This window comes from Halomonas sp. G11, from assembly GCF_001663515.1.
Lineage (GTDB): Bacteria > Pseudomonadota > Gammaproteobacteria > Pseudomonadales > Halomonadaceae > Vreelandella.
The window spans coordinates 30,182-44,182 of sequence record NZ_LYXG01000018.1 but is presented as its reverse complement, the minus strand read 5'-3'; the positions used below and the strand labels follow the sequence as shown (position 1 = coordinate 44,182).

Annotated in this window: 14 protein-coding genes; 2 read left to right on the top strand and 12 right to left on the bottom strand. The window is 59.9% G+C overall.

All coding sequences use genetic code 11. The annotated features are described in order from the left end of the window. Positions 1-21: 21 nt before the first annotated feature. From ADS46_RS09545 to ffh, 10 genes are all read right to left on the bottom strand, one after another. Positions 22-1,845, bottom strand: a complete 1,824-nt coding sequence (locus ADS46_RS09545; protein ID WP_066319490.1) for a single-stranded-DNA-specific exonuclease RecJ — start codon at positions 1,843-1,845, stop codon at positions 22-24. Between the two features lie 5 nt (positions 1,846-1,850). After that, positions 1,851-3,239: a threonine synthase gene (gene thrC, locus ADS46_RS09540; protein WP_066319355.1), complete on the bottom strand. Its 1,389-nt coding sequence runs from the start codon at positions 3,237-3,239 to the stop codon at positions 1,851-1,853. 8 nt (positions 3,240-3,247) lie between these two features. Continuing rightward, positions 3,248-4,564 (bottom strand): homoserine dehydrogenase, encoded by a 1,317-nt coding sequence (locus tag ADS46_RS09535; RefSeq protein WP_066319352.1) that lies wholly within the window; start codon positions 4,562-4,564, stop codon positions 3,248-3,250. An 85-nt stretch (positions 4,565-4,649) separates the two neighbouring features. Further along, a complete protein-coding gene (locus ADS46_RS09530; RefSeq protein ID WP_066319349.1) occupies positions 4,650-5,453 on the bottom strand; it encodes a DsbC family protein in 804 nt (267 codons plus the stop codon). Continuing rightward, positions 5,428-6,309, bottom strand: a complete 882-nt coding sequence (gene xerD / locus ADS46_RS09525) for a site-specific tyrosine recombinase XerD (RefSeq protein ID WP_066319488.1) — start codon at positions 6,307-6,309, stop codon at positions 5,428-5,430. The genes ADS46_RS09530 and xerD overlap by 26 nt, the downstream gene beginning before the upstream one ends. A gap of 112 nt (positions 6,310-6,421) precedes the next feature. Continuing rightward, positions 6,422-6,778: a 50S ribosomal protein L19 gene (gene rplS, locus ADS46_RS09520; protein ID WP_066319347.1), complete on the bottom strand. Its 357-nt coding sequence runs from the start codon at positions 6,776-6,778 to the stop codon at positions 6,422-6,424. 173 nt (positions 6,779-6,951) lie between these two features. Beyond that, complete coding sequence (trmD, locus tag ADS46_RS09515; RefSeq protein WP_066319345.1) at positions 6,952-7,728, bottom strand: tRNA (guanosine(37)-N1)-methyltransferase TrmD; 777 nt, start codon at positions 7,726-7,728, stop codon at positions 6,952-6,954. A 47-nt stretch (positions 7,729-7,775) separates the two neighbouring features. Continuing rightward, complete coding sequence (gene rimM, locus ADS46_RS09510) at positions 7,776-8,321, bottom strand: ribosome maturation factor RimM (RefSeq protein WP_066319342.1); 546 nt, start codon at positions 8,319-8,321, stop codon at positions 7,776-7,778. Positions 8,322-8,366: 45 nt separating this feature from the next. Continuing rightward, the gene (gene rpsP / locus ADS46_RS09505; RefSeq protein ID WP_007111767.1) at positions 8,367-8,615 is read right to left on the bottom strand and encodes a 30S ribosomal protein S16; all 249 of its coding nucleotides are present in this window, start codon (positions 8,613-8,615) and stop codon (positions 8,367-8,369) included. Positions 8,616-8,836: 221 nt separating this feature from the next. Further along, positions 8,837-10,258: a signal recognition particle protein gene (gene ffh, locus ADS46_RS09500; RefSeq protein WP_066319340.1), complete on the bottom strand. Its 1,422-nt coding sequence runs from the start codon at positions 10,256-10,258 to the stop codon at positions 8,837-8,839. A 199-nt stretch (positions 10,259-10,457) separates the two neighbouring features. Here ffh and ADS46_RS09495 point away from each other — a divergent pair, with 199 nt between their 5' ends. Next, on the top strand, positions 10,458-11,255 hold the full coding sequence (locus ADS46_RS09495; RefSeq protein ID WP_066319338.1) for a cytochrome C assembly family protein: 798 nt from the start codon (positions 10,458-10,460) through the stop codon (positions 11,253-11,255). Between the two features lie 82 nt (positions 11,256-11,337). After that, complete coding sequence (locus ADS46_RS09490) at positions 11,338-12,615, top strand: HlyC/CorC family transporter (RefSeq protein WP_066319336.1); 1,278 nt, start codon at positions 11,338-11,340, stop codon at positions 12,613-12,615. Positions 12,616-12,627: 12 nt separating this feature from the next. Here ADS46_RS09490 and ADS46_RS09485 read toward each other — a convergent pair whose 3' ends face one another. Continuing rightward, entirely contained in the window at positions 12,628-13,290 is a 663-nt protein-coding gene (locus ADS46_RS09485) for a 1-acyl-sn-glycerol-3-phosphate acyltransferase (protein WP_066319334.1), read from the bottom strand. Next, on the bottom strand, positions 13,290-13,904 hold the full coding sequence (locus ADS46_RS09480) for a TetR/AcrR family transcriptional regulator (RefSeq protein WP_066319331.1): 615 nt from the start codon (positions 13,902-13,904) through the stop codon (positions 13,290-13,292). The genes ADS46_RS09485 and ADS46_RS09480 overlap by 1 nt, the downstream gene beginning before the upstream one ends. Positions 13,905-14,001 lie beyond the last annotated feature (97 nt).

Here is a 14,001-nt window from a genome sequence, read left to right as displayed (position 1 = left end):
GACGGCTATAAAATAGTCGATTCAGACAGGATCAGCGTGTTCGACCATCAACTGCAGCGTCTCACGCCCCCGCCAGCGGTTGCGATTAAGCTTGTAGGCGCAGTGGAGCGTATCGCCGACGCTGAATGCGGGCAGCTCACCAGGGGTCAGCGCGCGAAACCAGATCGCCTTGCAGGTCACCGGGCCCATGGAAAGCTCCATCATCAGGTGCGCGCCTTCCGCGCCCACCGGTCGCAGTGCTTCGACGATAAAGCGCCCTTCAAACAGCGGCGGATCGAACTCGCGGCCATAGGGGCCCAGGGCCTCGATATCGCCAAGCGTTGCCAGTGCGAGCTGTGTCGTGGATAGCTCGCCGTCGGTCCACAGGCGCGGATAGAGTTCGCGGCCTGCCAGTTGCTCTTCCACCGCCTGAAGAAACGCGGCTTTAAAGGCCTCCAACTGCCCTCGAGGAACACCCACGCCTGCTGCTCCGCTATGGCCACCAAAGCGCGGCAGCGCCTCGGGGGCGAGTTCAAAGGTGCGTTGCAAAGCGTCGCGCAGGTGCAGACCGTCAATCGAGCGGCCGGAACCGGTGAGCATATCGGGGGCGGCCGCTCGGGTAAGTACCAGCGCCGGACGCCCATAGGCCTGCACCAGCCGCGAGGCGACAATGCCCTGCACGCCTGGGTGACCATCTTCCAGCAACACGACAACCGCCGGCTCGTTCGCCTCCAACGCGGACATGGCCAGGGCGCGGGCTTCTTCCGCCATATCAGCCTCGATGGCCTTGCGCGACTGATTATCCTGGTCGAGGACTTCCAACTGGCGATTGGCCACGCCCTCGGTTTCCGCGAGCATGAAGTGCAGCGCCGCGTAAGGATCGTCCAGCCGCGAGCGGGCATTGATGCGCGGCCCCATCTGGAAGGCCAGCGTTTCGGCATTGAACGGTACGCTGTCGGCGCCCAAGCGGGTGGCCATTGCCCGCCAGCAGGCGGCCTCCATGCGGTTGATCAAGGTCAGGCCGTGGCTGACCACTGCACGGTTGGCGGGGCTACCGCCCAGCGACACGCAATCCGCTACCGTGCCCAGCGCGACGTAAGAGAGCCAGGGCGACAGCTTAGGGGTGGAGGCTGACAGGGCGCCCCACTCGATCAGCACACCGCGCGCAAGCGACATCGTAAGCCACGCCACCATGCAACCGGCGATGGTTTTATCCGGGTAGTCGCAGTCATCACGGGTTGGATTGACGCAGGCATAGGCCGAAGGGGGCGGGCCTTCCAGCGGCAACGCATGGTGGTCGCTGACCACCACATCGATGCCCGCGGCTTTCAAGCGGGCAATGCGCGGCTCGTCGCTGCTGCCGCAGTCGGCAGTAATCACCAGCGACGGCAGCGGCTTCAGGTTCAGCGTGCGCTCGACCAGCGGCAGACTGATTCCATAACCGTCGTGAATACGGTGGCCAATCAGGCTGTGCAGCTTATGCTCCGGGACGCCAAATAACTCGACCAGGGTACGACGGATCACCACATGGGAGGTGATGCCATCCACGTCATAGTCGGTGAGAATCCCGATCGGTTCGCCTTCGGCAACCGCCTGGGCGATGCGCTCGGCGGCTCGGCGGCCGTCAGCGAGTTTCTCAGGGTGCGCCAGGTAGCGCAGACTGGGCGATACCAGCGGGGCCAGCTCGCCTTGATAGCCCGGCAGCCGTGACGCTAGCAGGCGCGCCTGCAGCTCATTCAGGCCTTCCGCCTGGGCGCGGGCATACACCGCCTCGTCCAGTGGACGAGGCTCCAGCCGGGGACGGCTAGCGTGTTGCAGAGACGCCCCCGCCTGGCGGGCAGGTGGTCGGTCTGTCACGTCGGCCATCATACCTAGCGCCGGTTGTCAGCGACAAACTGCTGCACCGCGGCGAGCTCAGCGGGCAACACCGCGTAACGCTCTTCGCGTTCAAGCAGGTCATCCATATGTGTCGGCAACGGCACGCCCTGGAACCCGGCCTTAACCACCGCTTCGGCAAACTTGGCAGGATGCGCCGTGGCCAGCGTAATCACCGGTGTGGTCTGGTCGGCCCGAGCACGCTCGGCAGCGCGATAGCCGGTGGCCGTATGCGGGTCGAGTATTTCACCGGTACGGTGGTGGGCTTCACGAATCACTTCCAAGATCGTCGCGTCGTCAACGCTGTGGCTTGAGAACTTTTCGCGCAACTTGGCCAGCGGCGCATCGGCAAGCGCCGTGGGTTCCTGCTGAAAACGCTCCAGCAGCGCCGCCACCGCGGCACCGTCCTGGTCGTAGGCATCAAACAGCAGGCGTTCGAAGTTAGACGACACGACGATATCCATGGACGGCGCAAGGGTTGCCGCCAGCTCTTTCTTGGAGAAGTCATTGGCGGCAAGCGTGCGGTGCAGGATGTCGTTGGCGTTGGTGGCAATGATGAACTGCTTCACCGGCAGGCCCATCTTGTAGGCCATGTACCCGGCAAAGACATTACCGAAATTGGCCGACGGCACGCAGAAACTCACTTCGCGCTTGGGCGCACCCAGCGCCACGCCCGCGGCCACGTAATAGACGATCTGGGCCATGATGCGCGCCCAGTTGATGGAGTTCACCGCCACCAGGCGCGTGCCGTTCAGGAAGTCCTGATTGGCAAAGCTGGCCTTGACCATCGCCTGGGCGTCATCGAAATTGCCTTCGATGGCGATGTTGAACACGTTATTGGCCAGTACCGTGGTCATCTGACGACGCTGCACTTCCGAGACACGGTTGTGGGGGTGCAGGATAAAGATATCCAGGTTGTCGCAGTGACGGCAGCCTTCAATGGCCGCCGAGCCGGTGTCACCAGAGGTGGCGCCCATGATAACCGCACGCTCACCGCGCTTTTGCAGGAAGTGGTCGAGCAGACGGCCCAGCAGCTGCAGGGCGACGTCCTTGAACGCCAGAGTCGGGCCGTGGAACTGTTCGAGCAGAAAATGGCTGGCGTCCAGCTGCTTGAGTGGCAGCACCGCATCGTGATTGAAGGTCGCGTAGGCATCGGTGACGATCTGGCGGAAGGTATCGTCGTCGATCTCGCCATTCACAAACGGCTTCATGACGCGAAACGCGATCTCCGCGTAAGACAGGCCAGCCATCGCTTCCAGGTCTTCTTGCGAGAACGACGGCAGCGTTTCCGGCACATAAAGCCCACCGTCGCTGGCCATGCCGGTCAACACCACCTCTTCAAAGGAGAGCGCGGGCGCCTGCCCGCGCGTGCTGATATAACGCATGTGGTGGGTTACTCCCCTTCGTCCAGGCTTTCCACGCGGATACGCGTGACAGGGCCCGCAATATCCGCCATGGCTTCGATTTCACGGATCGCTTCGTTCATCTGCTTCTCCTTGGTGCGGTGGGTCAGCAGGATGATGGGCACCAGCTCGCCTTCGGTCGCCTCTTTCTGGATCAGCGCCTCGATGGACATGCCCTGCTCGGCAAGGATGGTCGCCACGCGGGCAAGTACGCCGGGGCGGTCGACGGCCAGCAGGCGCAGGTAATACGCCGTGGTAATGTCTTCCATGGGCATGATCGGCAGCTGGCTGACGTCTTCGTCAATACCGCTGAACGCCAGGTAAGGCACGCGATAGTGGTGGTCGGTGGCAATGTCACGCGCCACGTCGAGGATATCCGCCACCACGGCCGAAGCCGTCGGCTCCGCGCCTGCACCGGCACCGTAATAAAGCGTCGGCCCAACGGCGTCGCCCATTACCGCGATGGCATTCTTGACGCCGTGAACATTGGCGAGCAGGCGCTCTTTGGGGATCAGCGTGGGGTGTACCCGCAATTCAAGCCCATGGTCGGTGCGCTTGGAGATGCCCAGGTGCTTGATGACGTAGCCAAGGTTATCGGCCTGCTCCACGTCTTCGGCGGTAATCCGCGAGATGCCTTCGGTAAAGGCTTTCTCAAACTGCAGCGGCACGCCGTAGGCGATCGAGGCCAGAATGGTCAGCTTATGCGCCGCGTCGATGCCTTCGACATCGAAGGTCGGGTCGGATTCGGCATAGCCCAGCGCCTGGGCTTCGGCGAGCACGTCTTCGAAGGCACGGCCTTCGTCGCGCATGTGGGTCAGGATGTAGTTGCCGGTGCCGTTGATGATGCCCGCGACCCACTCGATGCGGTTGGCACCCAGGCCTTCGCGCAGCGATTTGATGACCGGGATCCCCCCCGCGACGGCGGCTTCAAATGCCACGATCACGCCCTTTTCGTGGGCCGCCTTGAAAATTTCGTTGCCGTGGACGGCGATCAGCGCCTTGTTGGCCGTGACCACGTGCTTGCCGTTTTCAATCGCGGTCAGTACCAGTTCGCGGGCAATGTCATAACCGCCAATCAGCTCAACCAGGACATCCACATTGGGGTTGGTGGCCACTTCAAAAACATCCGTGGTGGCATTGATACCGGTAATGTCGCAATCGGGGTGAATACTGCGGTGGCCCACCTGCTCAATCACGATCGGACGACCCGCACGACGTGCAATATCGTCCGCGTTGCGCGTCAGCACATTGAAGGTACCGCCACCGACGGTACCCAGCCCACAAATGCCTACTCTTACCGGTTTCAAAATACTTCCCCTTTCATATTGTGCACTCAGAGGTGCAGTGTCTCAGCGTGATAATGGTTGATCAATCGGCCCGTGGCTGTTGATGCTAGGCGTCGTCCAGTTCCAGCATTTCCACCATGCGGTCCGGCGGCACAAATCCTGGCACCATCTGCCCATCAGGCAGGATAATCGCCGGGGTGCCCTGGACGCCGAGCTGGCGGCCCAGTTCGTACTGCTCGGCGACCGGGTTGTCGCAGCTGGCCGAGCCGGAAAGCGTTTCGCCTTGCTTGGCACGCGACATGGCTTCGCTGGGGTTATCGGCACACCAGACCTGCTGCAGCGTTCTACCCGCGCTGGCATTAACGCCACTACGCGGAAAGGCCAGATAGTGTACCGCAATCCCCCGCTCGTTGAGCTCTGGCACGGTTTCGTGAAGCTTTACGCAATAAGGGCAGGTGGGGTCGGTGAACACCACCACCGTCGCTCTCGGCGTGTCTTCTCCACGAAATACCACCCGCTCGCTTTCCGGGATCGCGGCAATCGCCTCGGCGCGCTCCTGGTTGCGCGCCTGCTCGGTCAGGTTCACCAGCCCGCTGTCGGCATTCTCGTAGAGGTCGCCGACCAGAAAGTGACTGCCGTCGGCATTCGAATAAAAGGATTCGCCGTTTTCCAGTTGGACATGGTAAATCCCTTCCATCGGCGTTTCACGCACCTTGTCGACCGGCATTGCCTGGCCATTGACGCTTAGCGTGTCGCGCAGCGCATCGGTTGCGCTATTTGCCTGCGCTGCCATGGGTAACAACGCACCGACCATCAGCCAGCCTATCAGCTTACACGGCTTGCTCTGGGACGTCGTTTGTTCTGTGCCTCGGCGCATCATGCATTCAACCTCTTGGGTGATGTTCAGCATGCAGACTTTCCAGGCGGGCCTGGGCCACATGCGTGTAAATTTGCGTGGTGGATAGGTCGCTATGACCTAGCAACAGCTGTACGACCCGTAAATTCGCCCCATGATTCAATAAATGGGTCGCAAACGCATGTCGAAGCGTATGTGGCGACAGGGGACGTGTTATGCCTGCCGTGATGGCGTGCACCTTGATGCGATGCCAGAAGGTCTGTCGCGTCATCGCTTTATCACCACGGCCTGGAAACAGTGCCGGGCGCGTGGGATCCTGCATCAGCATGGGCCGCGTCGTTTGCATATACTGGGCCAGCCAGTCGGCGGCCTCCTCCCCCATCGGTATCAGGCGGTCCTTGTCGCCTTTGCCGCGCACCCGGACCACCCCCTGGCGCAAATTGACCGCGTCACTGGTTAACCCTACCAACTCCGAGACCCGCAGTCCGCAGGCGTAGAGCAACTCCAGCATCGTGCGGTCACGTACGCCCAGCGGCGTATCCAGTACCGGCGCCTGAAGCAGGCGCTCCACTTCGTCTTCTTCCAGCGTGTCGGGCAGGCCTGGCTGTACCCGCGGCAGGCGCACCTCCGCCAGCGGATCACTGGAAACGTGACCGTGGACGCGCGCCCAGCGGTAAAAACTGCGCAGACTCGACAACACACGAGCATTACTGCGTACCTGATAGCCCGCTTCACGGCGGCTGGTGAACCACGCATCCAGCCGGTCAGGCGTGGGCGACAATAATGACTCGCCGTGCGCCTCCAGGTGCTGCTGCCAGGCGTTCAGGTCGCGTCGATAAGCCGCTAGCGTATGCTCACTGGCCCCGCGCTCCAGCCACAGAGCATCCAAAAAAGCATCAATGACATGCATACGCAAGCCGCCCATTAGGTTGCTTCATCTGTTAGATAAACAAAACCCCGCCCCGCAGAGCGGTGACGGGGTTTTGATACCCAGGCGCAAGCGCCTGCGGAAACGACTCGCCTTAGGCCAGCTTTTCCTTGATACGGGCCGATTTACCGCTGCGCTCGCGCAGGTAGTAAAGCTTGGCCTGGCGCACGTCACCGCGGCGCTTGACTTCAATAGAGTCAACCAGCGGGCTGTAGGTCTGGAAGGTACGCTCAACGCCAACGCCGTGAGAAATCTTGCGCACGGTGAACGCGGAGTTCAGGCCACGGTTACGCTTACCGATGACCACACCTTCAAACGCCTGCAGACGCTCGCGGTTGCCTTCTTTGACTTTCACCTGAACGACGATGGTATCGCCCGGTGCAAAGTTCGGCACCTCTTTGGACATTTGCTCGTTTTCGAGCGCCTGGATCACCTTGTTTTTACTGCTCATCATCATGCTCCTAAATAACGTGGTGGCGAAACCGCTCAGCCATGGAAGGCGGTCGCCGTGATCCCGGCGCTCAATAACGAGCGACGCGGGAGTCGTTATGGGTGACACAGGTGCGCTGGCGCGTCGCCATTACCGCCCTGCACCGCCGCTCATGCCGGTTCAGTCTTGATTTCCTAGTCAGTCTTGGCTGACGAACCGGAAAGAGCGTATTCCTCGATAAACTCGTTCAACAGCTTGCGCTGTTCGGCATCCAACGGCCGCCCTTCCAGCAGGTCGGGTCGACGCTGCCAGGTGCGACCCAGGGATTGCTTCAACCGCCAGCGCTTGATGGCGGCGTGATTACCACTCAACAGCACATCCGGCACCTGTCGCCCGTCGATAACCTCGGGACGGGTGTAGTGCGGGCAGTCTAACAAACCGTCGTTAAACGAGTCTTCGATGGCGGAATCCTGATGCCCCAATACACCGGGAATCAGCCTTGCCGCCGCGTCAATCAACACCATGGCCGGCAGCTCGCCGCCGCTTAGCACATAGTCGCCAATTGACCATTCTTCATCGATGTCACTTTCCACCACCCGCTCGTCAATGCCCTCATAGCGCCCTGCGACAACAACCAATGGGCCTTTAGACGCCAGTGACGTCACACCCTGCTGGTCCAGCTTGCGCCCCTGGGGTGATAGATAAATCACCGTGGGCGTCTGGCCGGTTGCATCATGCGCCTGCTGTCGGGCGTCATGAATGGCAGCGCGTAAGGTGTCGACTTTCATCAACATCCCGGGGCCGCCGCCATAGGGGCGATCATCAACGCTACGATGGCGGTCAGTGGCGTAATCGCGCGGATTCCAGAACGCGAGCTCTATGTGCCGTTTTTCGATCGCTCTACCGACCACGCCCTGCTGGGTGAGCGCATCGAACATCTCGGGAAACAGCGATACCACACCTATCCACATCGCGGGGTGTGAAACGTCATCTCCACTGCCCGGCTGTTGTTCAATGCTCAAAACTCAGGATCCCAATCAACGACCATTCGGCCGTCTTCAAGACTGACTTCAACAATGACGTCGCCCGGCAAAAACGGCAGCAGGCGCTCACGCTTGTCGATCGCCTCGACATCGCCGCGAACGACCATGACATCGTTGGCACCGGTTTCGAACAGGTAACTGACCTGCCCTAACCGTTCGCCGGCTTGAGTGAAAACCGCAAGGCCTTCAAGCTCATGCCAATAATACTCATCATCGGAAAGCTCAGGGAGGGCCGCTTTGGGCATCAATATGTCCGCCTGGGCCAATGCGTCGGCCGCGTCACGGTCATCGATCCCTTTAAGCTGAACCACAAGGCCCTTACCTTGCCGACGGCCCTGAACAATGGTCATGCGCGTCAGACTGTCGCCTTGGCGCACCCACCATTCGGGGTAGTCCAAAATGCTGTCCATGGGGCTGGTATAGGAATATACCTTCAGCCAGCCTTTCACTCCGTGGGAGCTTGTCAGCTTGCCGAGCACCACATGCGTGTCGTCAGTATGGCTTGTTTCAAAACGCGTCATTGACGACCTCAACGTACAACAGCACTTGCCACATCGCGAACAGGTTTAGGCCTGTTTACGCGCTTCTTTTACCAACTCAGCAACACGACCTGACAGCTGGGCACCCTGGCTCTGCCAGTGTACGACACGGTCCAGGTCAACGCGCAGGCGTTCTTCCTGGCCACGTGCAACAGGGTTGAAGAAACCGATACGCTCAATGAAACGGCCATCACGGGCGTTACGTGAGTCAGTAACAGTCAGGTGGTAAAAGGGACGCTTCTTGGCGCCACCACGTGCCAAACGAATGGTAACCATACGATAACTATCCTTCGGTTGAGGTTACGAGAGTGCGCCTTAGCGACGTTCGCTTCCGGAAACACTCTTCATACTATAAAAGCCTTCAGCGTGGGGTATCGTCATTATATGACCAACACCCACACAAGAAGACGCCGCATTCTACGCAAATGCGCTCGGCTTGGAAAGCCTGATAGCCAGAAAACTATCAGCCCGTCAAGCATGCCACCCGACGGCAATGCCTAGCGGCGCGGGAATCCACCTGGCCCACCCATGCCGCCAGGGCCACCCATGCCACCGGGGCCGCCTGGGCCGCCACCGCCGCCCATCATGCCGGACATGCCACGCATCATTTTTTCCATGCCGCCTTTTTTGCCGGCTTTTTTCATCATCTTCTGCATCTGCTTGTGCTGCTTGAGCAGACGGTTCAAGTCCGGCACCTGAAGTCCCGCACCCGCCGCAATACGGCGCTTGCGTGAGCCGTTGATGATTTCAGGCTTGTGGCGCTCCTTGGGGGTCATGGAGTTGATCAACGCTTCAAGCTTGCCGAGCTCTTTTTCGGGACCAGGCCCCTGGGCCATATCCGCCATCTGCCCCATACCCGGCAGCTTGCCGAGCAAGCCCCCCATGCCACCCATTTTCTTGAGTTGCTGGAGCTGCTCGCGAAAATCTTCCAGATCGAAGCCGTCGCCTTTCTTGACCTTTTTGGCCAACTGGTCGGCTTTGGACTTATCGACCGTGCGCTCGGCTTCTTCAATCAGCGAGAGCATGTCGCCCATGCCCAGAATCCGCGAGGCGACCCGGTCAGGGTGGAAGGGTTCCAGGGCGTCGACCTTTTCACCGACCCCCATGAACTTGATCGGCTTGCCGGTGACATGACGCACCGAGAGCGCAGCACCGCCCCGCGCATCACCGTCGGCCTTGGTCAGGACCACCCCGGTAAGCGGCAGCGCATCGTGGAACGCTTTTGCGGTATTGACCGCATCCTGGCCGGTCATGGCATCGACAACGAACAGCGTCTCGTCAGGCGTGACGGCTTTATGCAACGCCTGAATTTCCGCCATCATGGCTTCGTCGATGGCCAGGCGGCCTGCGGTATCGATCAATACGACGTCGTGAAACTGGATTTTGGCGTGCTTGATGGCCGCTTCGGCAATCGCCACTGGCGCTTGATCCGAGCGGGAGGGGAAGAAGTCGACTTCCACCTCTTTGGCTAGCGTCTCCAACTGGTCAATCGCCGCGGGGCGGTAGACGTCGGCCGAGACCACCAGGACCTTTTTCTTTTCGCGTTCCCGCAGGTAGCGCGCCAGCTTGGCCACCGAGGTGGTTTTACCCGCGCCCTGCAAGCCTGCCATCAGTACCACGGCCGGAGAGCTTTTTAATGTAAGCCCTTCGTTCGCTTCGCCCATGGTGGCTTCCAGCTCTTGCTGGACAATCTTGACGAACTGCTGTCCGGGCGAAAGACTTTTGGATACCTCTTGCCCCACGGCCCGTTCGCGCACCCGCTCGACGAAGTCCTTGACCACGGGCAGCGCAACGTCTGCCTCAAGCAGCGCACGGCGAACTTCCCGCAGGGTATCTTTAATGTTGTCTTCGGTCAGACGCGCCTGACCTTTGATCGATTTTAACGTCTGGGAAAGACGCTCACTAAGAGTCGAAAACATGGGGCCTCTCTGCCTCCGTCGCTGTTGCCGGGCTTGACCGGCCCTAGGCTAATGAAAAAGATTATACGCGCTCGCAGCTTGAGTCTCCATGGGCGCAAGATATAGATGACTGTGCGTCACTGTAAGGATTCGTTATAGTAGTGGCTTATCAATTCGATTTGTTTCATTACGACGCGCTGCAAGGCGCACGGATAGCATCATGCAGGCGCTCCCTTTCGCCACCATCGCCTTTGTTCTCTACATAGCCGCTGCCATCTGGCAGGGGATGGCGCTGTTCCGGCGCGTGCCCCCGCGCCAGGTCATCGTGCGGCTTTTAGCCGCGTTAGGCCTGTTGCTGCATATCCCGGTGGTGGTTCAGCTCGTCGGGCAAACGCCCGGCTTGCTGCCCGGTTTTACCACCAGCGCTACACTGCTGATGGCGGTTGCCGTGAACGTGGTCCTGGTCGCAAGCCTGTTCAAGCCCGTGCTCAACGCCGGCATCGCGCTCTTCCCGCTCGCCGGCATCGCACTGATGGCCGCTACCTGGCTACCCAGTCAAAGCGGTCACAGCGGGCTTACGCCGGGTATTTTGATGCACGCCATCAGCTCCGCGCTGGCCTTTGCGGTGCTGGCGATTGCCGCCGCACAAGCGGTGCTGGTAGGCTTGCAGAATCAGGCATTGCGCCACCATCACATCCGCGGCATTGTCCAGTCACTTCCTCCGCTTACCACCATGGAGCGGGTGCTCTTCGAGCTGGTGTGGGTCGGCATTATATTGCTGACGCTATCCATTATCAGCGGCTTGCTGTTCCTGGATAACCTCTTTGCCCAGCACCTCGCCCACAAAACGGTACTGTCACTTCTGGCCTGGGTGATTTTCACCGGGCTCTTGATTGGCCGTTACCGGTTTGGCTGGCGCGGCATGCGCGCGGTGCGCTGGACGCTCGGCGGCTGCGCTATTCTGGTGTTAGCCTACTTTGGCAGCAAGTTCGTGCTGGAAGTGGTACTTAACCGCTAACCTTGCAGGCATCAGGCGTATTGACACCTCTGTTGCAACCTCTTACAAATCGAGCTGAACACGGCATAAAGGAAATTCTGACTTGAGTGATGACTTCCCGCTGGGATTACTCTTTGGCTTGCTGGCCCTTCTCATTGCCCTCTCCGCTTTTTTCTCAAGCTCTGAAACCGGCATGATGTCGATCAACCGCTATCGGCTCAGCCACAACGCCAATAGCGGCGACCGTCGCGCCAAGCGCGTCATGCGCCTGCTGGCGCGCCCCGACCGGCTGATTGGCGTTATCCTGATCGGCAATAACTTCGTCAATAACCTTGCCGCCTCCATTGCCACGATTATTGCCATCCACTTTTTCGGCGATGTGTCGGGCCCCGCCATTTCAACCGCCCTGCTGACCATCACCATTCTGATTTTTTCCGAGGTGACGCCCAAGACCTATGCGGCCATCAAGCCCGAGCGCATTGCCTACCCAAGCTCATACGCGCTTGAACCGCTGCTCAAGCTTCTCTACCCACTGGTATGGCTGGTCAACGCCGTTTCCAACGGGCTGCTACGCCTGATCGGCGTCAAGAGTGTCGAAAACGGCGGCGACAACCTCACGCGGGATGAATTGCGTACCGTGGTGCACGAAGCCGGCACGCTGATTCCCTATCGCCACCGCGCCATGCTGCTTTCGATTCTCGATCTGGAAAACGTCACCGTCAACGACATCATGGTGCCCCGCCATGAAGTGCTGGGCATTGATCTGGACGACTCACTGGAAGACATCCTGGCGCAAATCCGCACCAGCCAGCATACCCGCCTGCCGGTCTACAAAGGCGATATCAATAACATTATCGGCATGCTGCACTTACGCAATGCGGCACGTTTTTTATCGCGCAGCGAAGTCACCAAGGCAGCGATCGTGCAGGAAGCCCGCGAGCCCTACTTCATTCCGGAATCCACGCCGCTTCACACCCAGTTGCTCAATTTCCAGAAACAGAAGCGCCGTATCGGCATCGTGGTCGATGAATACGGTGATGTTGAAGGGCTTGTCACCCTGGAGGACATTCTTGAAGAGATTGTCGGTGAATTCACCACCGACGTATCGGAAGACGATGAGATACATCAACAGGATGACGGCAGTCATGTCATCGAAGGCACCGCGACCATAAGAGACATCAACAAGATGCTGGGCTGGCAGTTACCCACCGATGGTCCCAAAACCCTCAACGGGTTAATTCTCGAGCATTTGGAAGGCTTTCCCGAAGGACCTGCCTGCCTGCAGGTAGGGGCAACACGGATGGAGATTCTGGCGATTCGGGACAACCTGATCACCTCCGCCCGCTGCTGGAAGGCGACGCGAAGCGGGCTCGGTCAATAGACTGGCGCCCTGTCACTGGCGTGGCACGATATCCTGGTCCGCCTCGACTTTAAGCTGCCTCACCTGCTGCTCAAGGTAGCGGCGCAGCGCCAGTTCCCCCGTGTCACTCGGGTCAACGGGGTCGCCAAAGTGGAGGCTTACCGGCGCCCGGAAACGCCTGGGCCATTTCTTCAACGCCTTACCGTCGTAGTGAGATGTCCACGACCCCCAGAGCCCCGCAAGCGCGGCGGGCACCACCGGCACGCAGTCCCTCATGACAATCGCCTCGAGCCCGCGGCGGAAAGGGTGGATCTCACCGTCGGGCGTTAGTCGCCCTTCGGGAAACACCATCACCACTTCACCCTGGCGCAGTGCCTGGCTGACTTCTTCCAGGGCGCGACGCAATGCGCCCGGACTGCGACGCTCAGACTCGATGGGAATGGCGCCGACCAGTTGAAACCACCACCTAAGCCAGGGGGAGTCAAAGATCGGCTGATCCATGACAAAACGCAACGGGCGGGGGCTGCCGCCGCCCAGCACCAGCGCATCCATAAAGCTGACATGATTACACACCACCAGCGCTGGCCCTTGCTTGGGAATATGGCAACGCCCCCGAACATGCAGGCGATAACAAAGCCGCATGGCCAGAAAGATACCGCCGCGCAGCAGGTGGCGCACTGGCTTAACCAATCCCATTACTCGGGCTGCTCTCGGTTGCGCAGCCCGGCGAGAACGGTGCTCAACAGCTGGTCAAGCAGTTCATCCACCTTGAGCTGGTGCCCTTGCCAGTAACCGAGGCGTTCATTCAACCCCAACTGAACCAGCCCGTGCACACTGCCCCATAAGGTGCGCCCCAGGCGTCGCGCCTCGGCATCATCCAGCAGGGGCTGATACTGTTTGAGCGATGTTTCAACCTGGGTAAACAACGCTTCGATCAGCTGGCTCTGACGCTGGTCCAATTCGCCTTCCTGGGCCAACGGATGGTCAAACAACAGTTGCCATCGGTAGCAATCCTTTTCGGCAAATCGCCAATAGGCATTGGCCAGCGCCCGCAGCCAGGGTTCGGGTTCATCAGACGCAAGGTTGGTAATCGTGGACTGCAGGCGCGCCAGGGTTTCGACGTTGACGTGTTGCAACAAAACATTAAAGCTGCCATACAGCTTGAGCAATGTACTGGGGGCGCAGCCCACCTCTCTGGCCAGGGAACGCAGCGATAAGCCATGAATGGACTGTTGGGCCAACCATTCATCGCAAGCGTGCATAACCTGCGCGTGTAGTGCATCCGGCGCGTGCTGTCTGGGGCGAGCCATGGCGATCTCTTAAGGTGAACGGCAAACAGGAAGAATGCCTTATCGCGCTTTAGCGTGAACAAGGGATGCTATAGGATACCCCACATCGAACACTGTT